Annotated in this window: 22 protein-coding genes; 14 read left to right on the forward strand and 8 right to left on the reverse strand. The window is 73.4% G+C overall.

The window, feature by feature from the left end; translation table 11 throughout:
- Window positions 1-96: 96 nt before the first annotated feature.
- Window positions 97-2,217: a SpoIIE family protein phosphatase gene (locus tag QP089_RS39515; protein WP_353070672.1), complete on the forward strand. Its 2,121-nt coding sequence runs from the start codon at window positions 97-99 to the stop codon at window positions 2,215-2,217.
- 84 nt (window positions 2,218-2,301) lie between these two features.
- A complete protein-coding gene (locus QP089_RS39520) occupies window positions 2,302-2,808 on the forward strand; it encodes a DUF6328 family protein (RefSeq protein ID WP_285919133.1) in 507 nt (168 codons plus the stop codon).
- A 43-nt stretch (window positions 2,809-2,851) separates the two neighbouring features.
- Here the strand turns inward: QP089_RS39520 and proS are convergent, their stop codons facing one another.
- Window positions 2,852-4,300 (reverse strand): proline--tRNA ligase, encoded by a 1,449-nt coding sequence (gene proS, locus QP089_RS39525; protein ID WP_285919134.1) that lies wholly within the window; start codon window positions 4,298-4,300, stop codon window positions 2,852-2,854.
- Between the two features lie 58 nt (window positions 4,301-4,358).
- Here proS and QP089_RS39530 point away from each other — a divergent pair, with 58 nt between their 5' ends.
- Together QP089_RS39530 and QP089_RS39535 are read left to right on the forward strand one after the other, a co-directional pair.
- On the forward strand, window positions 4,359-6,056 hold the full coding sequence (locus QP089_RS39530) for a proline--tRNA ligase (protein ID WP_285919136.1): 1,698 nt from the start codon (window positions 4,359-4,361) through the stop codon (window positions 6,054-6,056).
- A gap of 78 nt (window positions 6,057-6,134) precedes the next feature.
- Window positions 6,135-7,778, forward strand: coding sequence for an ABC-F family ATP-binding cassette domain-containing protein (locus QP089_RS39535; RefSeq protein WP_285919137.1), 1,644 nt, complete (start codon window positions 6,135-6,137; stop codon window positions 7,776-7,778).
- A 92-nt stretch (window positions 7,779-7,870) separates the two neighbouring features.
- Here the strand turns inward: QP089_RS39535 and QP089_RS39540 are convergent, their stop codons facing one another.
- The gene (locus tag QP089_RS39540; protein ID WP_285919139.1) at window positions 7,871-8,824 is read right to left on the reverse strand and encodes a CU044_5270 family protein; all 954 of its coding nucleotides are present in this window, start codon (window positions 8,822-8,824) and stop codon (window positions 7,871-7,873) included.
- Window positions 8,821-9,381 (reverse strand): RNA polymerase sigma factor, encoded by a 561-nt coding sequence (locus QP089_RS39545; protein WP_285919141.1) that lies wholly within the window; start codon window positions 9,379-9,381, stop codon window positions 8,821-8,823. Before QP089_RS39545 ends, QP089_RS39540 begins: the two co-directional genes overlap by 4 nt.
- A 138-nt stretch (window positions 9,382-9,519) precedes the next feature.
- Here QP089_RS39545 and QP089_RS39550 point away from each other — a divergent pair, with 138 nt between their 5' ends.
- The 6 genes from QP089_RS39550 to QP089_RS39575 are packed head-to-tail and all read left to right on the forward strand — an operon-like array spanning window position 9,520 to window position 14,634.
- The gene (locus tag QP089_RS39550) at window positions 9,520-10,491 is read left to right on the forward strand and encodes an NAD-dependent epimerase/dehydratase family protein (RefSeq protein ID WP_285919143.1); all 972 of its coding nucleotides are present in this window, start codon (window positions 9,520-9,522) and stop codon (window positions 10,489-10,491) included.
- The gene (locus tag QP089_RS39555) at window positions 10,488-11,651 is read left to right on the forward strand and encodes a glycosyltransferase family 4 protein (protein ID WP_285919144.1); all 1,164 of its coding nucleotides are present in this window, start codon (window positions 10,488-10,490) and stop codon (window positions 11,649-11,651) included. Before QP089_RS39550 ends, QP089_RS39555 begins: the two co-directional genes overlap by 4 nt.
- Before the next feature lie 13 nt (window positions 11,652-11,664).
- Complete coding sequence (locus tag QP089_RS39560) at window positions 11,665-12,390, forward strand: hypothetical protein (protein WP_285919145.1); 726 nt, start codon at window positions 11,665-11,667, stop codon at window positions 12,388-12,390.
- The gene (locus QP089_RS39565; protein WP_285919147.1) at window positions 12,387-12,740 is read left to right on the forward strand and encodes a hypothetical protein; all 354 of its coding nucleotides are present in this window, start codon (window positions 12,387-12,389) and stop codon (window positions 12,738-12,740) included. The genes QP089_RS39560 and QP089_RS39565 overlap by 4 nt, the downstream gene beginning before the upstream one ends.
- The gene (locus QP089_RS39570) at window positions 12,740-13,864 is read left to right on the forward strand and encodes a glycosyltransferase family 4 protein (RefSeq protein WP_285919149.1); all 1,125 of its coding nucleotides are present in this window, start codon (window positions 12,740-12,742) and stop codon (window positions 13,862-13,864) included. The genes QP089_RS39565 and QP089_RS39570 overlap by 1 nt, the downstream gene beginning before the upstream one ends.
- Complete coding sequence (locus QP089_RS39575; RefSeq protein ID WP_285919150.1) at window positions 13,861-14,634, forward strand: hypothetical protein; 774 nt, start codon at window positions 13,861-13,863, stop codon at window positions 14,632-14,634. The genes QP089_RS39570 and QP089_RS39575 overlap by 4 nt, the downstream gene beginning before the upstream one ends.
- Here the strand turns inward: QP089_RS39575 and QP089_RS39580 are convergent.
- From QP089_RS39580 to QP089_RS39595, 4 genes are all read right to left on the reverse strand, one after another.
- Window positions 14,631-14,834 (reverse strand): hypothetical protein, encoded by a 204-nt coding sequence (locus tag QP089_RS39580; RefSeq protein ID WP_285919152.1) that lies wholly within the window; start codon window positions 14,832-14,834, stop codon window positions 14,631-14,633. The two genes, QP089_RS39575 and QP089_RS39580, sit on opposite strands and share 4 nt — an antisense overlap.
- Window positions 14,835-14,851: 17 nt before the next feature.
- Window positions 14,852-15,421 carry a YceI family protein gene (locus QP089_RS39585; RefSeq protein WP_285919155.1) on the reverse strand — a complete coding sequence of 190 codons (570 nt, stop codon included), beginning with the start codon at window positions 15,419-15,421 and terminating at the stop codon, window positions 14,852-14,854.
- Window positions 15,422-15,463: 42 nt separating this feature from the next.
- Window positions 15,464-16,339: a VanW family protein gene (locus tag QP089_RS39590; protein WP_285919157.1), complete on the reverse strand. Its 876-nt coding sequence runs from the start codon at window positions 16,337-16,339 to the stop codon at window positions 15,464-15,466.
- Window positions 16,340-16,570: 231 nt separating this feature from the next.
- Window positions 16,571-16,792, reverse strand: a complete 222-nt coding sequence (locus QP089_RS39595) for a DUF6158 family protein (RefSeq protein WP_285919159.1) — start codon at window positions 16,790-16,792, stop codon at window positions 16,571-16,573.
- 105 nt (window positions 16,793-16,897) lie between these two features.
- Between QP089_RS39595 and QP089_RS39600 the strand changes: the two genes are divergently transcribed.
- Both QP089_RS39600 and QP089_RS39605 read left to right on the forward strand, forming a co-directional pair.
- A complete protein-coding gene (locus tag QP089_RS39600; RefSeq protein WP_285919161.1) occupies window positions 16,898-17,341 on the forward strand; it encodes a 2,4'-dihydroxyacetophenone dioxygenase family protein in 444 nt (147 codons plus the stop codon).
- The gene (locus tag QP089_RS39605) at window positions 17,338-18,507 is read left to right on the forward strand and encodes a cytochrome P450 (protein WP_285919163.1); all 1,170 of its coding nucleotides are present in this window, start codon (window positions 17,338-17,340) and stop codon (window positions 18,505-18,507) included. The genes QP089_RS39600 and QP089_RS39605 overlap by 4 nt, the downstream gene beginning before the upstream one ends.
- Window positions 18,508-18,587: 80 nt before the next feature.
- Here QP089_RS39605 and QP089_RS39610 read toward each other — a convergent pair whose 3' ends face one another.
- Window positions 18,588-20,183 (reverse strand): bifunctional phosphatase PAP2/diacylglycerol kinase family protein, encoded by a 1,596-nt coding sequence (locus QP089_RS39610; RefSeq protein WP_285919164.1) that lies wholly within the window; start codon window positions 20,181-20,183, stop codon window positions 18,588-18,590.
- Window positions 20,184-20,323: 140 nt separating this feature from the next.
- On the opposite strand from QP089_RS39610, the gene QP089_RS39615 reads away from it, so the two are divergent.
- Both QP089_RS39615 and QP089_RS39620 read left to right on the forward strand, forming a co-directional pair.
- A complete protein-coding gene (locus QP089_RS39615) occupies window positions 20,324-21,295 on the forward strand; it encodes an ABC transporter permease (protein WP_285919166.1) in 972 nt (323 codons plus the stop codon).
- Entirely contained in the window at window positions 21,288-22,085 is a 798-nt protein-coding gene (locus QP089_RS39620; protein ID WP_285919168.1) for an ABC transporter ATP-binding protein, read from the forward strand. Before QP089_RS39615 ends, QP089_RS39620 begins: the two co-directional genes overlap by 8 nt.
- Window positions 22,086-22,185 lie beyond the last annotated feature (100 nt).

Consider the following 22,185-nt stretch of genomic DNA (forward strand, 5'->3'; position numbering starts at 1 on the left):
GCTGCGAGATGCAGTCGTCGAGACCGCGCTTCGAATGAGCAGAGCCACGAACCAGATGATTTTCCACCGTGCCTCGCGGACACAGAGGGAGACCCGTTGCACGACCAGCCCGATCAGCTCGAACCCGAGTCCCTGGTGCGGGAGATCTCGGATCTCGAGGGGCGCATCGGCGCGCTGCGCCAGGCGGCGGGCATGCCCGAGGCCGACCTGCGGGTCACCCTGGACGCCGCCCTGGAGGAGCTCGAGCTCGCGCTGACGGCGCTGCGCACCCTCGGCTCCGAGCAGGGCTCCGAGCAGGGCGGGTCGGCCGCGGCCGAGAACGAGCGGCGGGTGCTGCGGACGGTCTTCCAGGACGCCCCCGTGCCGCTGTTCCTGCTGGACCGCAACACCAGCGTCCGGCGGGCGAACCGCCAGGCGGCGGAGCTGCTCGGCACCTCGTCCGGCTACGTCTCGGGCAAGCAGTTCACCTCCTTCTGCGACCTGGCGACCCGGGCGGCGGTCCGTTCGCAGCTGGCGGCGGTGGTGCGGACGGGACGGCGGCGGCGGGTGCCCGTGCGGTTCCTCGGCCGGGAGCGTCCGGTGGACGCGACCGTGACGCTGGCCCGGGTGTGGATCCGCGGTGAGGCCGACCCGATGGTGGTGGTCGCGGCCGGCGCCGCCAAGCCCCCGGCCGGCGCGCCCTCCTCCGACGGCGCGGGCCCGGCCGGCTCGGCCAAGGCCGGTGCGAGCGGGGCCGGCGCGGGCGGGGCCGGTGCGAGCGGGACGGGACGGGCCGCGGCGGCGCAGCGGGACGGCGCCAAGCGGGCCGCGCGGCCGGAGGCGGGAGCGCCCCGCGTGCCGGAGCCGGCGGCGCCGCCGCAGGCCCGCGCGCCGCAGGGGCAGCCCCAGGGCCGCATCGACGACGAGGCCGTGGCCACGATCGTGCACCGGATGGACGTGCTGGCCACCGCCAGCGAGCTGCTGCTGGACGAGCCGGTCTTCAACGAGACGGTCGCGGTCCGGCGGTGCGCCCGGCTGCTGGCCGCGGAGCTGGCCGACTGGGCGTTCATCGACCTGACCGGACCGAACGGCGGCGCGGGGCAGGGCGAGTCCCCGGCGGCGGGGACGCCGCCCGTCCTGCACCGCCAGGTCGTGATGGGGCCGGACGACGAGTACGCCGTCGAGGCCGCGCGGACGCTGCAGGAGATGCGTCCGGCCGCCGGAACGCTCCCGCACACCGTGTTCGTCACGCGGCAGAGCGCGCTGCGGCCGCACCTGGAGAACCTGGACGAGCTGGGCATGGCGGCCGACGGCGTCCCGATCTGCGCGAAGATCGGCGCGACGTCGCTGCTGAGCGTCCCGGTGGAGGACGGCGACCGGTGCCTCGGCTCGATCACCCTCGCCTCCGGCGGCGACTACGGGCCGTTCGACCTGATGGACCTCGGGGTCGTGCAGCGGCTCGGCCGCTACCTGGCGCTGGTGATCCGGGCGGCGCGGCTCTACCGGCGCCGCGCCGAGGTCGCCGACTCGCTGCAGGCGAGCCTGCTGCCGCGGGCGCTGCCGACGATCCCGGGGGCGACGGTGGCGGCGCGGTACCTGACGGCGACGCACGGCGCGGAGGTCGGCGGCGACTTCTACGACGTGTTCCGCGTCGGGGACGGCTGGGGCCTGGTCCTCGGCGACGTGTGCGGCAAGGGCGAGGACGCGGCGGCCGTGACGGCGACGGCGCGGCACTGCATGCGGCTGGCGGCGCGGTGGAAGGCGCGGCCGGGCGAGATCCTCGGCATGGCGAACGAGGCGCTGCTGGACGAGGACCGGTTCGTCACCGCGATCATGGCGGGGGTGGAGCTGGCCCACGACCGGGTCACGGTGTCGCTGGGCACGGCCGGCCATCCGCCGGCGATCATCGTCCGCGCGGACGGGGTGATCCGGTCGGCGTCGCGCGGCGGCGTGCCGCTCGGCCTGTTCGAGGACTTCGAGGCCGGCGCGGACACCATCGACCTGCGCGCCGGCGACACGCTGATCCTGCACTCCGACGGGGTGCTGGAGGCGTGCGACCACGCACGCCAGGAGTTCGGGCAGGAGCGGCTGCTGGAGGCGCTCGCCGCGCAGGCGGGCGGCACCCCGGAGGACATGCTCGGCACGGTGGAGCGGGCGCTGCTGGAGTTCTGCGACGGGGACCTGCGCGACGACGTGTCGATGCTCGCGTTCCGGGTCGAGGCCCCCACGCTCGACTGAGCCGGGCGGAACGGGCCGGGCGAACGGGCCGTACGGAACGTCACACCCGGTGCAGATAGGCGTTTTGCCGGGGAGGAGGCGTTCATGAGCGTCGACCCCTCCTCCAAACCGCGCAACGAGACCGAGCACGAGCGGCTCGACCGGCAGCTGATGGAACTGCTCCAGGGCTTCCGGGTCGCGACCACCGGTGTGCAGGTGCTGTTCGCGTTCCTGCTGACCGTCCCGTTCTCCAAGGGATGGACCATGGTGGACGAGATCGGCAAGGCGCTGTTCTACGTGGCGCTGTTCGGCGCGGCGGTCGCCTCGATCTGCTTCATCGCGCCGGTGTTCCAGCACCGGATCCTGTTCCAGCTCAACAAGAAGCCGCTGCTGATCCGGCGCGCGAACCGGTTCGGGATCCTCGGCGCGTTCGCGCTGGCGCTGTCGATCACCGCCTCGACCACGCTGATCGTGCAGACGCTCGCGGTGGACAAGGCGGCGATCGGGGCGGCGGTGGCCGTCCTGGCGCTGTCGGGGTGGGCGTGGTTCGTGCAGCCGTACCTGAGCCGGCTGTCGGCGAACGGCCGCGCGGAGCAGGACGGGGAGTCCTGACCGCGCGGCCGTCCCGGCGCGGCGGGCGGGCCCGGACGCGGGCTCAGTACGCCTTGCCGAAGATCACGCGCTTGCCGTAGGCGGACGGCTGCCCGCACTTGACGCACACGCCGCTCTCCTCGGGCGCCTCGGCCGGGATGACGCGGGGCGTCGCGGCGGTCTCGGCCTTGATCTCGTCCTCGCACCCGGTGCGGCCGCAGTGGAACGCGCGGGCCCAGCCGGAGGCGACCTGCGCGGTGAACGCGTCCCAGGCGTCCACGGCGGCGGTGCGCTCCTCGCGGAACGCCTCGGCCCGGGCCAGCAGGAACGACTGGAACTCGGCGAGGACGCCGGGCAGCACCTCCGGCACCTTCTCCAGCGGGATCTGCTCCTTGCCCTGCCCCTCGACGGTCGGCAGGCGCCGCACGACGGTCGCGACGCCGGCCTCGATGTCGCGCTTGCCCAGCTCGATGCGGACCGGGACGCCGCGCATCTCCCACTCGTTGAACTTGAAGCCGGGCGACAGCTGCGGGCGGTTGTCGTCGACGTGCACGCGGATGCCCATCGACCTGATCGCGGCGCCGAGCCGGCGGGCCTCGGCGGCGGCCTGCTCGCCCTGCTCCTTGCGCCCGATCGGGACGATCACGACCTGGTAGGGGGCGAGGCGCGGCGGCATCACCAGGCCCTTGTCGTCCCCGTGCGTCATGATCATGCCGCCGATCATCCGGGTGCTCATGCCCCAGGACGTGGTGTGCGCCAGGGTCAGCTTGCCCGCCTCGTCCTGGTACTGGATCTCGAACGCCTTGGCGAAGTTCGTGCCGAGGTAGTGCGAGGTGCCGGCCTGCAGGGCCCGGCCGTCGCGCATCATGCCCTCGATCGTGTACGTGCGGACGGCGCCGGCGAACCGCTCGCCGGGCGTCTTCTCCCCCGCCACCACCGGCATCGCCGCGAGCTCGCGCGCCACGCCCGCGTAGGCGTCCAGCGCCCACATCGTCTCGCGCATCGCGTCGTCCTCGTCGATGTGCGCGGTGTGGCCCTCCTGCCAGAGGAACTCGGTGGTGCGCAGGAACATCCGGGGCCGCATCTCCCAGCGGACCACGTTCGCCCACTGGTTCAGCAGCAGCGGCAGGTCGCGGTGCGAGTCGATCCACTTGGCCATGTACTCGCCGATGACCGTCTCGGAGGTCGGCCGCACGATCAGCGGCTCCTCCAGCTCCTTGCCGCCCGCGATCGTCACGACCGCCAGCTCCGGGGAGAAGCCCTCGACGTGCTCGGCCTCGCGCTTGAGGTAGGACTCCGGGATGAACATCGGGAAGCAGGCGTTGTCGTGCCCCGCGTCCTTGATGCGCCGGTCCAGGTCGGCCTGGAGCAGCTCCCACACCCGGTAACCGTACGGGCGGATGACCATCGTGCCGCGAACCGGTCCGCGGTCGACGAGCTGGGCCTGCACGACCAGCTCGTTGTACCAGGCGGAGAAATCCTCGCTCTGCGGCGTCACACCTTCTCGACTCACAGCGAACAAGGGTACTGACCGGCGGCATGGGCTAGGGCCGCTTCGCTACCCTCGCGTAATGCGCTGGTCCCAGATGTTCGCGCCCACGCTCCGCGACGACCCCGCGGAGGCGGACGCGCCGAGCCACCGGCTGCTGCTGCGCGCGGGCTACATCCGGCAGCTCACCTCGGGGCACTACAGCCTGCTGCCGCTGGCCGTCCGCGTCCGGGCGAAGATCATCGAGATCGTCCGGCAGGAGATGAACGCGATCGGCGCGCAGGAGATGCTGCTGCCCGCGCTGCACCCCGCCGAGCCGTGGCGCCGGTCGGGCCGCTGGGAGCTGATGGGCCAGGAGATGTTCCGGCTGAAGGACCGGCGCGGCGCCGACCACGCGCTCGGCATGACCCACGAGGAGATCTTCGCCACCGTCGCCCGCGAGCTGAACTCCTACAAGCAGCTTCCGCAGCAGTGGTACCAGTTCCAGACGAAGTTCCGGGACGAGCCGCGCCCCAAGGGCGGCCTCATGCGCACGCGCGAGTTCACCATGAAGGACGCCTACAGCTTCGACGTCGACCGCGCCGGGCTGGACGCCTCGTTCGACGCCTACCACGGTGCCTACACGCGAATCTTCGCGCGGCTGGGGCTCCCGGCGCTGGCGTGCGAGGCGTCCAGCGGGACCATGGGCGGCGCCGGGTCCACGGAGTTCATGTGCCCCGCCGACGTCGGCGAGGACCTCGTCGCCCACTCGCCCGCCTGCGGGTACGCGGCGAACATCGAGCGCGCCACGTCGGCGCTGCCGGCGGCGTCCGACGGGCCCGGCCTGCCCGCGCCCGAGCGGTTCGCCACGCCCGGCGTCCGCACCATCGACGACCTGCGCGCCTACGACGCGCCGGGCGACCGGCAGATCAAGACGCTCGTCTACCTCCTGGACGGGACGCTCACCCTCGTCCTGCTGCGCGGCGACCACGCGCTCAACGAGCAGAAGCTCGTGGACGCGACCGGCGCCGCCGAGATCCGCGCCGCCGAGCCCGGCGAGATCCAGTCGGCGCTCGGCGCGCTGCCCGGCAGCCTCGGCGCGGTCGGCGTGGCGCTCCCGGTGATCGCGGACGAGGCGCTGCGCGGCCGCCGCGCCATGTTCACCGGCGCGAACATCGACGACATGCACCTGCGCGGCGTCGACGTCGACCGCGACATCACCGTCGGCGCCTGGGCCGACCTGCGCGAGGTCACCGCGGGCGAGCCGTGCCCGCGCTGCGGCGAGCCGCTGGAGATCGTCCGGGCGATCGAGATCGGGCACATCTTCAAGCTCGGCGACCGCTACGCCCGCGCCCTCGGCGCCGAGGTCCTCGACCCCGACGGCAAGCGCGTCCCGATCGTGATGGGCAGCTACGGCATCGGCGTCGAGCGCGCCATGGCCGCGATCGTGGAGACCCACCACGACGACCGCGGCATCGTCTGGCCGCCCGCCGTCGCGCCGTTCCAGGTGGCCGTGGTGATCGCCCAGTCCGACGACGCGGACGTCGCGTCCGCCGCAGAGAGCATCTACGCCGGCCTCCTGGAGGCCGGTGTCGAGGTCGTGATCGACGACCGCGCCGAACGCGCCGGGGTGAAGTTCCGCGACGTGGAGCTCACCGGCATCCCGTACCGCGTCACGGTCGGCCGCCGCGGCCTCGCCGAGGGCGTCGCCGAGGTCACCGTCCGCGCCACCGGCGAAACCGAGAAGATCCCGCTCGACGCGGCCGCCGCGCACGTCCGATCGCTCCTGGCCCCCGCCTGAGGCCTGCGGAAAATGGTTTGACGGGTCGCGGCGCCTTCCGGAGACTCGGCGGCGGGTTCTCAAGGGCGAGGGGTCAGCGTGGGTCACGTGGAGGTCGGGCATGTCAGCCATGCGCTGCCCGACGGACGGGTGCTGCTGGACGACGTGTCGTTCCGGGTCGGCGACGGTGTCACGGCGGCGCTCGTCGGGCCGAACGGGGCAGGGAAGACGACGCTGCTCCGGCTGGTCGCCGGGGACCTGACGCCGCAGGGCGGGACGGTCGCGCACAGCGGCGGGCTCGGCGTGATGCGGCAGTTCATCGGCAACGTGCGGGACGAGTCGTCCGTGCACGACCTGCTGCTGTCGGTGGCGCCGCCGCGGGTGCGGGAGGCGGCCGCGGCGGTGGAGGCCGCCGAGCTGGCGATGATGGAGCGCGACGACGAGCCGACGCAGCTGAAATACGCGACTGCTCTCGCGGGCTGGGGTGACGCGGGCGGCTACGAGATCGAGGTGCTCTGGGACGCCTGCTGCGTCGCGGCGCTCGGCGTCCCCTACGACGCGTGCCGGTGGCGGGAGACGCGGACGCTGTCGGGCGGCGAGCAGAAACGCCTCGCCCTGGAGGCGCTGCTGCGCGGCCCCGACGAGGTCCTGCTGCTGGACGAGCCGGACAACTACCTGGACGTGCCGGGCAAGCAGTGGCTCGAGGAGCGGCTGCGGGAGACGCCCAAGACCGTCCTGGTGGTCTCGCACGACCGCGAGCTGCTCGACCGCTGCGCCGACCGGATCGTGACGGTCGAGGCGGGCCGGGTCTGGATCCACGGCGGCCGGTTCTCGACGTACGCGGCGGCCCGCCGCGACCGCAACGAGCGGCTGGAGGAGCTGCGGCGGCGGTGGGACGAGGAGCACGCGAAGCTCAGGGAGCTCGTCAACACCCTGAAGGTGAAGGCCACGGTCAACGACGGTTTCGCGTCGCGGTACCGGGCGGCGCAGACCCGGCTGCGCAAGTTCGAGGAGGCGGGGCCGCCGGAGGCCCCGCCCCGCGACCAGAGCCTGAAGATGCGGCTGCGCGGCGGCCGCACCGGGAAGCGGGCGGTGATCTGCGAGAACCTGGAGCTGACCGGGCTGATGCGGCCGTTCGGCGCGGAGGTCTGGTTCGGCGAGCGGGTCGCGGTACTCGGCTCGAACGGCTCGGGGAAGTCGCATTTCCTGCGGCTGCTCGCCGCGGTGGCGGAGGTGCTGCCGCGCGGCGCGACCCCGGTGCGTCCGGTGGAGCACACCGGGGTCGCCCGCCTCGGCGCGCGGGTGGTGCCGGGGCTCTTCGCGCAGACGCACGCGCGTCCCGACCTGGCGGGGCGCACACCGTGCGAGATCGTCATGACCGAGCACGCCCGGCTGCGCAACGACGCGATGAACGCGCTCGCGCGGTACGAGCTCCAGTTCTGCGCCGAGCAGCCGTTCGAGACGCTGTCGGGCGGCCAGCAGGCGCGGTTGCAGATCCTGCTGCTGGAGCTCGGCGGCGCGACGCTGCTGCTGCTGGACGAGCCGACCGACAACCTCGACCTGGCCAGCGCGGAGGCGCTGCAGGAGGGCCTGGAGTCCTACGAGGGGACGGTCGTCGCGGTGACGCACGACCGCTGGTTCGCCCGCTCCTTCGACCGCTTCCTGGTGTTCGGCGCGGACGGCTCGGTCTACGAGACCCCGGAGCCGGTCTGGAACGAGGCGCGGGTCGCCCGTCCTCGCTGACCGTCTACGACCATCGGCGTACGACCATCTGCGCGACCCGCGGACGCGGGCGCTCCCCGGGCGGGTGGCCCGGGGAGCGCGCCGGCGGTGGGTCAGGGACGCCGGCCGGGGCGGTCGACGACGCCGGTGGCCAGGCGGACGGAGTAGCTCTCCACGGCGCCCTTCAGGAAGCGGCCGCCGTCCGGCATGGTGTGGTCGCGGGCGACGGTGGTGCGGTGGCCCTGGTAGGCGTAGGTGGACGGGTCCAGGAGGATCTCGTCCTTCGCCCAGCCCTCGATGACGAACGAGACCGACACCGCCTTGTGCCCCGCCCCGTCCTTGGCGCTCCGGTCCACGGTGACGCCGGGGATCTTGGCCATGGCGCGGTAGGCGGCGGCGGTCTGCGCGGGCGGCAGCGCGCCGTTGTTCAGCAGCAGCGACCCGAGCAGCTGGAACGCGCCCTCGTTCCGGCCGCCCGGAGTGCCCTCCTTGCGGGCCCAGGCCAGCATCCCGCCGGCGTCGGCCGGCAGCTTGGAGACGGTGGCGTAGTCGATCGGCGGCGTCCCTCCGCCCGTGGCGGACGTGGCGAGCTTCCCGTGGTCGTACATGGCCATCCGCTTGCCGTCCGCCCGGATCCAGATGCGGTCGAGCGTCGTGCTCAGCGGCGCTCCCGGCTTGACGACCTGCCCGCGGGCGGGGACGCCGCTGCGCCGGTAGCGGGTCTCGGTGTAGACCCACTGGCCGGGACGCGGCGCGGTGAACGGCTGCTTCAGCGCGAACGTCGCGGCGACGTTCAGCACCTGCTGCGTCTCCGTCGCCGCCAGGTGGTGCGGCTTGCCGTCGCTCGTGGCGACGACGGCGCCGGCGACGAGCGCCCCGGCGACGCCCCCGGCGGCGACGAGGCGGAACGTCGTGCGGCGGGACGGCCCCGGACGGCGGGCCGCCGAGGCGGTGATCCGCGCATAGGCGGCGCGCCCGGCCGGGTCGTGGGCGGCGCCGTCGAAGGCGCCGGGCGGGCAGGGGTCGGCCGGGGCCATGATGCGGCGGACTTCGTGGAGGTCGTTCACAGCTGGGGGCTCCTTTGCAGCGGTGCGGCGGGGGCGGGACGGTCGGCGGCGTCGATCTCGGCGAGGGCGGCGGCGAGCCGGCGGCGGGCGCGGTGCAGGCGCACGGAGAACGTCTTGACCGAGCACCCCGCGGCCGTCGCCGCGTCCCGCGCGTCGAGCTCCTCCCAGCCGACGAGCCGGAGGGCCTCCCGGTCGCGGTCGGACAGCCGGCGCAGCGCGGCGGCGACGCGGCCGCCCTCGGCCAGCGCGGCCGCCACGTCGCGGGCCTGGTCGGGCCGGGCGGTGCCGCGCAGCCGGTCCCGCAGCCGGCTGCGCCGGCGGTGGCCGCGCAGCTCGTTGGACAGCACGTGGCGGGCCACGTTCAGCAGCCACGGGAACGGCCGGTCCGGCGGGATGTCGCCGCGCCGCCGCCAGGCGACCAGGAACGTCTCTGCGGCGACGTCGCGTGCCGTCTCGTGGTCGGTCCGGCGGGCCGCGTAGCGCAGCACGTCGGCGTAGTGCGCCTCCCACAGCCGGGCGAAGCCGCCGTCCGGGTCCGGCACGTCTGGATCGGGCACGCCGGGCTCCCTTCTCTCGGGTCGGTGTCGCTCGGAGATGTCCGGCACCGCGGCTCCGGCTACACCCCGATTGATCATCGCTGGTCACGGCGCCGGTGGATCTGTCCAAGAACGCGGCGGGATGGATAGGGTGCCCGGGTGCGGGTGGTGGTGACGGGTGCGGCGGGGTTCATCGGGAGCCAGGTGACCGGGGCGCTGTCGGGCGCCGGGCACGAGGTGCTCGCCGTCGACGCGCCGCGGCGGTCGCCGACGCCGGTGCTGGCGCGGCGGACCTGGGACGAGGTCGCGGCGCGGCCGGGCGTCACGGCCGTCGAGACGGACCTCGCGGTGGACGACCTGGACCCGGTCGCCGCGGCCGACGTGGTGATCCACCTCGCCGGACGGCCCGGAGTGCGCAGTTCGTGGGGCGGCGGGCGCGCCGCCGCGGAACGCGACAACGTGCTGGCGACGGCGCGGCTGCTCGCGGCGTGCGCGCGCCGTCCGGCGCGGCTGCGCCCGCGGGTGGTGGTCGCGTCCAGTTCGTCGGTGTACGGGTCCGCGCCGCATCGTCCCAACCGGGAGGACGATCCGCTCGATCCGGCGAGCCCGTACGCGGTCAGCAAGGTGGAGGTCGAGCGGCTGGCGCGCGCTGCGGCTCGGGACGGGCTCCGCACGGTCCTGCTGAGGTATTTCTCGGTCTACGGCCCCCGGCAGCGGCCCGACATGGCATTTCACCGTTTCGTGGAAGCGGCGCTGGACGGGCGCCCGCTGCCGGTTTTCGGCGACGGCCGCAAATCGCGGTCGTTCACGCATGTGCGGGACGTGGTGGCGGCGACGCTCGCGGCGGCCGTCGAAGAACTGCCGCCGGGCGTCGCCCTCAATGTCGGCCATTCCGAACCGGTGACGGTGCGGGCGGCGATCGGGGTGCTGGCGGAGGTGCTGGGCGTCCGGCCGGAGATCCGGCGGGAGGCGCCGGTGGCCGGGGACGCGGCGCTGACGTGGGCGGACACCGGGCGGGCCCGCGAGCTGCTCGGCTGGACCGCCCGGGTCGACCTGGCCGCCGGACTCGCCGACCAGATCGCCTGGCATCGGGCGCTCCGCCGCCAGGAGGCCGGGGCGGTGGTCGCGTGAAGCACCGGGCCGCCTATTTCGCGTTCGACCGCTTCCCTTCCAGCAAAGGGTCGGCGGTGCACATCGCGCAGATGGCGGACGAGCTTTTCGAGCGGTTCGGCGGCGGGCTGCTCGGCGCCATCGGCGGCGGCGACCTGCCCGACCACCAGAAAGAGGGCGCCCGCGAGATCGTCCGGTTCGGGGAGCAGATCCCGAACCTGATCGACCGCGCCGAGGCGTTCTCGGCGTGGGCGGCGGCGGTCCTGAAGGAGCACGCGGACGGCCTGGAGGTCGTGCACGTCCGCGACCCGTGGAGCGCGCTGCCGGCGCTCACGCTGGACGGCCGCCGGTACCCGGTGGTCTTCGAGGTCAACGGGCTGCCGTCCATCGAGATGGCGCACACCTGGCCGTGGGCGTCGCCGGCGACGCTCGGCAAGATCCGCGAGCTGGAGCGCTTCTGCCTGGAGCGCAGCGACGCGGTCGTGGTGCCCTCGCGCGTGATCGGCGCGGCCGTCCGGCGGCTCGGGGCGCCGGAGGAGCGGATCCACCTCGTCCCGAACGGCGCCGACGTCCCGGGCGACACGGCTCGGCCGGACGGCGCGCCCGCCAGGTACATCGTCTACGTCGGGGCGCTCCAGCCGTGGCAGGGCCTCGACGTGCTGCTCCGCGCGTTCGCCCGGCTCACCGACCTCGACGGGCTCCGGCTGGTGATCTGCTCGTCCGTGCCGGAGCGGCGGGCGAAGCCGGTGCGGCGGCTCGCGGAGCGCCTCGGTGTCGCCGACCGGCTCGACTGGCGGTTCGCGCTGCCGCACCACGAGGTCGCCGCGTGGCTGGCGCACGCCGAGGTGTCGGTGGCGCCGCTGACCGGCTGCGCCCGCAACCTCGACCAGGGGTGCGCGCCGCTGAAGGTGATCGAGTCGATGGCGGCCGGGGTGCCGGTCGTCGCCTCGGACCTGCCCGCGGTCCGCGAGCTGATGGCCGACGGAGAGCACGGGCGGCTCGTCCCGGCGGACCGTCCGGCGGAGCTGGCGCGGGCCGTCCGGATCCTGCTGGAGTACCCGGACGAGGCCGCCGCGATGGGGCGGAGGGGCCGCGCGCACATCGAGGAGAGCCTGACCTGGACGCGGTCACGCGCCCGGCTGGCCGAGGTCTACCGTACGATCGCGCCGTCAGACCGATAGGTGGGGTGTCGTCATGTTCTGGCGCAAGCAACGCGCGGCCATCGAGGGGTTCCATCCGCTGCACAGGGCGCTGGTGCTGGAGCAGGGCTTCTCGGTGTCGCTGCCGCGCGACCAGTGGGAGCCGGTCATCCAGAGCCTCGCGCGGCACGCCGAGGTGGTGAAGCGGCGCAAGTGGCGGATCACCCCGCGCACGTCGCGGGTGCTGGTGCCGCTGCTGCGCGTCCTGGCGGCGGACATGCCGCCGGAGGGCCTGCTGTCGGTCGCGCTGGACGTGCGGGGCGAGACCCCGGAGAAGATGGGGGCGCCGCGGCAGGTGCCGGTGACGCGGCCGATCCTGTCGATGACGGAGTGGTTCGTCTTCGATCCGTGGCTGCGGATGCGCGCCGAGCTGCGGGACGGCAGCGTCGTCGAGCTGTCGGTGACCGACCGGATCCGGCACCGCAAGTTCCGCAAGCGCAACCCGCGCGGCAAGATCAAGCACAAGCACAAGACGAAGACGGTGCAGCTGGTCGGCGTGACGCGGCGGCTCGGCAAGCAGGCGGTCCCGCAGCGGCCCGGCACCCCGCCGCCGCAGTGGGTCCGGGTGCAGGTGAAGCAGGGGAGCCGGTTCACCATCCGCGCGAACGCCAAGCTGCGCGGGGAGTTGCAGGAGGACGAGCTGCGCGAGCGGATCCTGCACGTGTCGACGGAGCCGTTCCGCTGGACCCCGCCCGGAACGCCTGTGAGGAGGGCGCAGTGACGCGCTGCACCGTGACCACCGGGTTCTTCCTGCTCGGACGCTGCGGGCGGGCCGCCGTGGCGGCGTGCCCGGGATGCGGACGGCCCGTCTGCGCCGAGCACGCGGTGCAGGGCGGGTACTGCCCGAGCTGCGTCGCGCAGGCCGGCGGGCAGCCGGACCCGTACGACCCGTCCTTCGCGACCGGCTACCGGCGCCGGTACTACGAGAGCAGTTCGCGGACGTACTACGACAACCAGTGGTACTCGTCGTTCGACTCCTACGACCGCGGCGCCTTCAACCCGGGCGACGACTATTCGTACGGGGAAGGCGACTTCGGGTCCGACGGCGACACGGGGTTCGTGGACAGCTGATGACGCGTGTCCTGTGGGTGACGGAGCACTATCCGCCGAGCCAGGGCGGGATGGCCAATTCGTGCGACCGGATCGTCCGGGGGCTGCGCGGCGCCGGGGCCGAGGTGGACGTCGCGCACCTGACGCGGCGCGAGCGGCCCTGGGCGGTGACGCGCGAGCACGGCGGGCGGTTGCTGACCGCGCCGCTCGGCGACGATCCCGAGCACGCGCTGCGCCGGCTGTGGACGACGCTGACCGCCGAGGACCTCACCGGCGCGTACACGCACGTCGTCGCATTCGGCGGCACGTACTCGATGCTGGCCGCACCCGTCCTGGCGCAGCTCCTGGACGCGCCGCTGATCACGCTGCTGCGCGGCAACGACATCGACGTCGGCGTGTTCTCGATGCGGCGGCGCGGTGTCCTGACGGACGCGCTGCGCGCGTCGGCGCGGGTCTGTGTCGTGGCGCGCAACCACACGCCGCTGGTGCGGGCACTGGCCCCGGACGCGGCGGTGACGTTCGTGGCGAACAGCGTCGACACCGCGCAGTGGCGGATCCTGCCGTCCGAACGCGAGCGCGGGCACGCTTGGCGGGCGGACAACGTGGAGCCGGGAGGCCGGACGATCGGGATCATCGGCCAGCTCAAGAACAAGAAGGGCGTCGGGTTCTTCCTGGACGCGCTCGCCGCCTCCGGCCATGCCGACCGGTTCCACCTGGTGCTCGTCGGCGAGGTCGAGGAGACCGTGACGGCCTGGCTCGCCGAGCGCAAGGACTCGGTGCCGCACTCGTTCCTGCCGTTCCTGGAGCGCTACGACCTGCCCGCCGTGTACGCGAGCTGCGACCTGGCCGCGCTGCCGTCGTTCTACGACGGGATGCCGAACGTGGCGCTGGAGGCGGCGGCACTCGGCGTCCCGCTGATCTGCTCGGACGCGGGCGGCCTCGCGGACGTGGCGGACGAGGCGATCGGCTTCACCTTCCCGGCCGGCGACGCGCACGCCTGCCGCGCCGCGATCGACCGGGCGGCCCGCGCGAGCGACGAGGAGCTGGCGGCGCTGGGCGCGGCGGGTGCGGAGCGGATCGCCGGCGACTTCACCCCGGCCGCCGAGACCGCCGGGTACCTCGCCGTCCTCGACGAGGTACGTTGATCGCCTGCTACGCGCGCGGCGGCGGGCTCGGGCACCTGACGCGGCTCCGCGCGTTCCTGCACACCCTGGCCGTGGACGACGAGGTCGTCGTCCTGTCGGACTCGCCGTTCGCCGCCGACCCGCGCGTCTCGTCCGGCTGGACGGTGCGTCCCGCTTCTACCGGCCTCGCCGCGCTCGCACCGGACGAGCTGGTCGTGGACGCCTTCCCCGCCGGCCTCGAGGGCGAGCTCACTCAATTACCGTCCGGTATCCGCGTGACGCAGCTGGCGCGGCTGCTGCGCTGGGACGCCTACCGGCCGCTCCTGCCCGCGCGGCCGCCGCGCTTCGACCGCACGTTCGTCCTCGAACCCCTCCACACAGCCCACGAGACCTACCTGCGCGCCGTCTCCGGCGAGATCGCGCCGCTGGCGCTGGCCGATCCCCCGTCCGAGCCGCTGGACGTCCACGGCTGGATCATCGTCCACAGCGGTCCGGAGGCCGAGACGCTCGAACTCCTCGCCTACGCACAGGACATGGCGGCCATGGAAGGCGCGGACCCACCGCTGACCCTCGTCTCGCCGCACCGCCCGGACGGGCTGCCGGCCGGGGTCGCCCACCTGGACATCTACCCCGCCTGCCCGCCCGGGCCGGGCGTCGAGAGGATCGTCACCGCCGCCGGGTTCAACGCCGTCCGGCAGTTCGCGCCCTGGCGGGACCGGCACCGGATGCTGCCGTTCCCGCGCAGCCTCGACGACCAGTTCGCCCGCGCCGCCCGCGCCCGCAAGCCCTAGAAGTACTTCGAGGTGAGGTCCCCGGTCGGCCAGGTCTCCACCGCGTTCGCGGCCTTGTGCAGCGCCGGGTCGATGGCGTCGTAGCTCGGCGCGCTCCCCTCCTGCCGCTGGTCGAACAGCGCGGCCCAGGCGAGCCCGTCGTTGCGGCGGACGAGCAGCGCGCTCGTCCCGGCGAGGCTGCCGTTGTGCCAGGTGTTCATGCGCCTTCTTGCCGCTGTCATTGATCACCTTCTGGAGGGAGCGGTAACCCGGCCTCGCGGAGCCGCAGGTCGAACTCGACCTCGACCTCGTCGGCGAGCCGGAGCGCGCCGAAGAACGCCGAGAACGGCTTGATCCCCCACCGGGTCTGCCGCACGGTCAGCCCGCCGCGCAGCCGGTCCCCGTCGAGCTCGGCCCGGACCCGGACCGGTTTCGTCCGGCCCATGATGGTCAGGTCGCCCTCGATCTCCCCGGCGCCGGCGTCGATCGCGGTCGCGGTGAAGGTGATCTCCGGATACCGGCGGGCCTCGAGCACCTTGCGGAGGTTGTCCGCGATGTCCAGCCGGTCCTTGTCCGACAGCGGCTTCACGCCGCCGGCGCCCTCCCGCACCTCCAGGCCGTCCACCACGACGACCACCGTGCCGGACGACTCCTCCAGCGGCTCGCCGACCACCGCCTCCGCCGTCCAGCGGGTCGCCTCGATGGTCAGGTCGTGGCCGGCGCGCCGGCCGAGGCCGCTGCGGCTCGTCCGGAGCAGCAGCCGCCCGTCACCGGGCCCCAGCCCGTACGTTCCCTCTTGAACGGTCATGCCTTCACACTGCCACGCCGCCCGCACGGACCCGCCGAGGGGTTACAGGCAGGTCACCTCGGGCTGGGGCCGGTACTCGGTGTGGAACTTCTCCCGGCGCACCTGGCGGCCGGCGGACAGCAGCGTCCGCCACACGTCGATCTCGAAGCCCTTCCGGCCCGCCATCGGGACGCATCGGCGCCCGTGCCCTACGCCCGTCCCGTACGGCGAGACCCCGTACCGCTTCGACGTCCGCGACCGGACCTCGTACCTGCGGTGCCCCCACAGGCTCACCGTGACCGAGTCCCCCGTGAAGCCGGCCTGGATGCGCACCGGCGCGTCCGTGTCGTTCTTCCAGGTGAAGTCGAGGTTCGGATACGCCACCGCCGCCTCGCGCCCCTCGGGGTACTCCGGCATCCACATGGTGTGCGCGCGGGCCCTACGGATGTCGAGGCCGGCGCGGAACACCGCGTTGAACAGCGTCGTGGACACCTGGCAGATGCCGCCGCCCACGTCCTTCACCAGCCGCGATCCCATGATCGCCGGTGCCGGGACGTAGCCGAGGCGCCGCGTCCGCGGCCCGACGACCCTATTGAAGGAGAACGTCGCGCCGGGCCGGACGACCTGCCCGTTCAGCAGCCGCGCGGCGAGCTCGATGTTGCGGACGCGCGGCTGCCCCGGCTGGAACCGGGTCGTATAGGACGCCATCGGCCGTCCGGACGCTGCGCCGGCGCCCTGCCGCGCGGCGTCGCGGGGGGCCGTCCCGGGCGTGGCGACGGACGCGCCCGACTTGCGGGGCGCCCACAGGTACGCGCCGAGCAGCAGCCCCGTGGCGGCCAGCGCGCCGACCGCGAACGGCCACCAGCGCCGGACGCACTCCCCCAGCCCGGGCTCGGGCGCGCATGCCCGCCCGTACCGCCCCCGCCGAGTCCGCCCCACAGATCACACCCCCCGAGGATCCCGGGCCTCCTCGCCCGTCAGGATCCTGGCACCGCACCCTCCTCCCCTCTGCCGGGCGACACTCCCGCCTTTGCCGGAACAACACGAACCCGAGCCCGAAGGGCGACGGAGCCCCTTGCGGGGCCCGGCGGCGGGCATGCCGAGCGCCCGGCCGGTGGCGCGGAGCCGGCCGGGCGTGCGGCGCCTGTGACGGCGGGCGTCCCCGCGCCGCTAACGGGCGCGTGCGCCCTCGCGGAGGCGCTGCGGGTCGATCTCCCGGGCCGGGCGCCGTCGCAGGTACTCGGCCTCCATCTGAGCCGTCCGCTGGGTGTGCTCGGCGTAGGCCTGGTCTGGGGCGTGCCTCAGGGCCTCCATCCGGGTCTCGTACAGATGTCCCAGCTCACGGAGCAGGTCCTCGTCGGTGAGATCGGCGGGGTTGACTCCCATCGCCATGTGCGTGCCTCCTCCAGCGGTTCACGGGCGCCGGTCTCCTACCCGGTCACCGGGCGGCGAATCCGGGCCTTGCGCGCCGGCGGTCACCTACCTAGCGTTTGCTTCATGGCTGAGTCGAACGGTCCCCTGGTCGGTCACGTCCACTCCGGCGACATCCCCTGGGTCACCATCGGCCCCGTGGGCCTCCAGGTCCTGCGGGTCTCCCCGGACACCTGGGTCGTGCGCAACCGCTTCGAGGCGGGCTTCCAACTGCCCACCCACAAGCACACCGGCGGCGTGCACGCCTACACGTTCTCCGGACGGTGGCGCTACAAGGAGTACGGCATCGACTACCACGCCGGGACGTTCATCTACGAACCGCCCGGCTCCATCCACACCCTCACCATCGAGGAGGACAGCGACATCCTGTTCATCCTCGAGGGCGCCTTCATCGAGTACGACGCCGACGGCAACATCACCGGCGTCACCGACGGGGAGTCCACCCTCAACGCCTACTACGCGATGTGCGACGACGCGGGGATAGCGAGACCGCAGGGCATCCTGTCGTGATCCCGGACCGCTTCCCGGACGGGTGCTACGCGCAGGGCCATCCGTACGGGCTGTACGACGCGGTCCGGGCGGAGGGCGGGCTCGTCCGGCACCCGGCACTGCCGCTGTGGGTCGCCGGGTCGCACGCGGCGGTGCACGCGGCCGCGAGCGACCCGGCGGCGTACCGGTCGGGCGACGGCATCCTGATCGACGAGATCGACCGGCCCTTCGACACGCCGCCGACGATCATGCACACGGACCCGCCCGAGCACGGCCGGTACCGGGGGCTCGTCGCGCCCGCGTTCCGGCCGTCGGCGATGCGGCGGCTGGAGGGCGCGGTCCGCGAGCGGATCCGGGCGCTGCTGGAGCCGGTCGAGACAGGCCGGCCGTTCGACGTCGTCGCGGAGCTGGCCGTCCCGCTGCCGCTGCAGGTGATCTGCCTGCTGCTCGGCATCCCGGAGGACGACTGGCCGCGGTTCTTCCGCTGGTCGGAGTCGATCATCCCGGGCGCGGCGCCGGAGCTGTCCGACGAGGAGCGGGCGGCGCTGCGGATGGAGGCCGGCACCTACCTGGTGGAGGTCTCCAACGAGCGGCGGGCCGTGCCGCGCGACGACGTGATCTCGCAGCTCGCGCAGGCCGAGGTGGACGGGGACCGGCTCACCGACATCGAGATGGTGATGTTCCTGATCCAGCTGCTCGTCGCGGGCAACGAGACGACCCGGCACGCGATCTCCGGCGGGCTGCTGGCGTTCGCGGAGAACCCGGCCCAGTGGGAGGCGATGAAGCGGCCGGAGGCGATGCCCACGGCGATCGAGGAGATCCTGCGCTGGACGTCCCCGGTCGTCTACTTCCTGCGGACCGCGACACGCCCGGCCGTCCTGGCGGGGCGCGAGCTGGCGGCCGGCGACCACGTCATGCTCCTGTACGGGGCGGCGAACCGCGATCCGGAGGCTTTCGGCCCTGATGCCGACCGTTTCGACATCACCAGACGGCCGGACGCGCCCGGACTCGCGTTCGGGTACGGCCCCCACTTCTGCCTCGGCGCCGCGCTCGCGCGGATGGAGATGCGGCTCGTCCTGGAGGAACTACGCACTCGGTACACGACCATCACAGTGACGGACGAACCGGTATATAACGGCTCGCCCGTGGTCGTCGGGCTCCGCAGCCTCGGCCTCGCGTTCGGCTGAAACCGGCGCCGCTTCCGGCCGGGCACCGCCCCGGCCGGAAGTTACAGCGTCCCGAATCTTCGCCGAACACCCAGCGCCGGTCAGGCGTCTGGACGGAAGACGGCGAGGGCCTTGGCGTGCTTGCCGAACCGCAGCGACGGCGGCACCGCCGACACGTCGCCGTCGCGCGCGAGCCGCAGCTCGTCGCAGGACGTCAGCACCTCCAGCCCGCCGGCGCGCCAGGCCAGGTAGCCGGGCGTGATGTGCAGGTGCCCGGCCATGACGGCGGCGACCGCGCGGACCCGCGGCATGCGCCGCCCGGTGGCGACCATCCGGACGTCGAGGCACCCGTCGTCGAGGCGTTCCCGCCAGGTGGGCGCGGCGCCGTGCGAGCCGAACATGCCGTTGCCGACGAACGCCAGCCACACGTGCCGCCGGTGCCCGTCCACCACGGCCTCGACGGGCTCGGAGTGCCGCAGCGTCCGGACGGCGGCGATCGCCAGCGCGGGCCACTTGCCGAGCCGCTTCTCCAGCCGCTCGCGCCGGTCGACCAGCTCGGTGTAGGCGCCGAAGCTCGCGGTGTTCAGGAACAGCCGCTCGTCGCGCGACCCCGTACCGCCCTTCGCGGGCACGGCGTAGGCGACGTCCACGCGGCCGAGCCGTCCGGCCCGGTAGGCGGCGATCGCCTCGGCGGGCGACTCGATGCCGAGGGCGCGGGCGAAGTGGTCGAACGTGCCGCCGGGCACGGTCAGCAGCGGCACGTCGTGGTCGAGCGCGGCGCGGGCGGCGGCGTTGACGGTGCCGTCGCCGCCGACGACGGCCAGCACGTCGGCCCGCGCGGCGGCCTCCGCGCAGACCTTCTCCAGGTCCTGGCCCTCCTCCAGCGCGATGATCTCCGCCGCGGGCAGTTCGCGCCGCAGCACCCCGACCGCCACCTGCGCACCGCTCGGCATGATGCCGCGGGTGGCCTCGCCCCCGCCGCCCGAGGCGGGGTTGACGACCGCGACCACGCCGCGCCCGTCATCGGTGACCTGCACGTCCTCCCCCTCGGCCCGCGTCAGGCGGGCCACCGGAGGGCGCGCGGGCCACACCAGCCGCGTGCCGAGCCCGGCCAGCGCGCCGATGCCGAGGCCGGCGAGCACGTCCCCGGGGTAGTGGGCGCCGGTGTAGACGCGGGCGAACGCGACGGCCGCGGCGGTCGCGGCGACCGGCACCGCCACCGCGGCGGGCGCCTCCAGCGCCACGCCGGTCGCGAACGCGGCGGCGGACGCCGAGTGGCCGGACGGGAAGGCGTGCGAGGTCGGCAGCTTCCACCGGATCCGGATCGGCGGCACCAGGTCCACCACGGGGCGCGCCCGGCGGAACGCGTGCTTGCCGAGGACGTTGACGGCCGGGCTCGCCACCGCGATCGCGATCGAGCCGCGCAGCGCGGCACGGCGCAGGCGTGGGCGCCGGGTGAGCCCGAGGGCCGTGGCCGTGCCGAACCACAGGACGCCGTGGTCGGCCGTGCGCGACAGCCGGGGCAGGACGTACTCGAGGCCGGGCAGCCGGGCCGCCGCGACCCGGTCGAACGCCCACCGGTCGGCCCGTCCGAGCCGGCTCAGCAGTCTCCGGCGCGGGCCGCGGCGGGCGGCACGGCCGGCACGGCCGGCACGGGGGGAGGGGGCGGGGGCGCGGGACCCGGGTGAGCGCCGCATCGTCGATGACCGAGAATGGTTGGACCGCATCCCCCGGGTATCCCCAGGGGCGTCGACAAGATTCCGTAATGATCTCAGTTCGGGGGTCACATGCGGGCGAACGTCACCTACACATCATCGACTGCAATAGGCTTCCCGGCATGAGTCACCCGCAACGGCTCGGTTCCCCGGGTGGCGAGTCGGTCGGCACGATCGCGGAGTCTCCTCACGTGAACGAGACGCTGGCCGCCTACGCCGCACGGTACGGACTGAGGCAGAGCGCGGCGCGCCCCCCGCTGCGCAGCTACATCAGGAGCGTGTGGTCCAGGCGCAACTTCATCTGGGCCTTCGCGTCGGCCAAGAACATCTCGATGTACACCGACTCGCGACTGGGTCAGGTCTGGCAGCTGCTGACCCCGATCCTGAACGTCTCGGTCTACTACCTGATCTTCGGCGTCCTCCTCGGCACCAAGCGCGGTGTTCCGGACTTCATCCCCTTCCTTGTGACGGGCGTGTTCATGTTCGGGTTTACCCAGCGCTCCATCACGTCGGGGTCGAAGTCGGTCGGTGACAACCTGTCACTGATCCGGGCGCTGCACTTCCCGCGCGCGACGCTGCCGCTCGCCATCGCGACCGTGGAGCTCCAGCAGCTGCTGCTGTCCCTGGTCGTGCTGCTGGCGATCGTGTTCGGGTTCGGCGAGCCGATCAGCTTCCACATGCTGCTGTTCGTCCCGGTGCTGGTCCTGCAGCTGCTGTTCAACGTCGGGATGAGCATGGTGATGGCGCGGCTCGGCGCCTTCAACCGGGACATCACCCAGCTGCTGCCGTTCGTCATGCGGACGTGGCTCTACCTGTCCGGCGTGATCTTCAGCCTGCCGCAGCTCCTGCAGCGCAGCCACGTGCTGAAGGACAACCCGTGGCTCGGCGAGATGCTCAAGGCCAACCCGGCCTACGTCTACGTCGAGCTGAGCCGGCACACGATGCTCGGCGAGTACCGCGACTACGTGCACACCAAGCTCGACATGCACTCCACGACCCAGTTGTGGATCTACGCGCTGGCGTGGGCCGTGATCGCCGTGGTCGGCGGATTCATGATCTTCTACAGCGCCGAGGAGCGTTACGGCCGTGGTTGACACCAGGGTGCGCGGCGGGGCGGCCGTCGACATCGACCCCACGCGCGAGCCGATCGTCGTCGTCGACGACCTGCACATCATCTACCGCGTGTACGGCGCGGGCGGGAAGGGCAACGCCGCCAGCGCGTTCTCCCGCGTCCTGCGCCGCAAGGCCCGTCCTTCGATGAAGGAGGTGCACGCGATCAAGGGGCTGTCGTTCGTCGCCTACCGCGGCGAGGCGGTCGGGATCATCGGCACCAACGGGTCGGGCAAGTCGACGCTGCTGAAGGCGATCGCGGGACTGCTGCCGCCGCACAGCGGCGCGGTCTACACCGACGGCCAGCCGTCCCTGCTCGGCGTGAACGCGGCGCTGATGAAGGACCTGACCGGCGAGCGCAACATCGTCCTCGGCTGCCTGGCCATGGGGATGACGCCCGCGCAGACCAAGGCCCAGTACCAGAAGATCGTCGACTTCGCGGGGCTCAAGGAGGGGTTCATCCAGTACCCCATGCGGACGTACTCGTCCGGCATGGGGGCGCGGCTGCGGTTCGCGATCGCCGCCGCCAAGACCCACGACGTGCTGCTGATCGACGAGGCGCTCGCCACCGGCGACGCCAAGTTCAAGCGCAAGAGCAAGAAGCGCATCGAGGAACTGCGCAAGGAGGCCGGCGCGGTCTTCCTCGTCGCGCACCAGCTCGACACGGTCAAGGAGATGTGCGACCGCGTCATCTGGATCGACGAGGGCCGGATGCGGATGGACGGCGACCCCGAAGAGGTCATCGCGGCCTACAACGAGGCCGCCGGGAAGTGATTCCCGTCACAGCCGGGGCGGCTGTGACGGGCGCGGTCAGAGTTACGGGGAGTTACCGGATCGTCTCTGGATGAGACGGCCTCGCGGACCTACCGTCGAG

The sequence above is a fragment of the Actinomadura opuntiae genome, assembly GCF_030283205.1.
Lineage (GTDB): Bacteria > Actinomycetota > Actinomycetes > Streptosporangiales > Streptosporangiaceae > Spirillospora.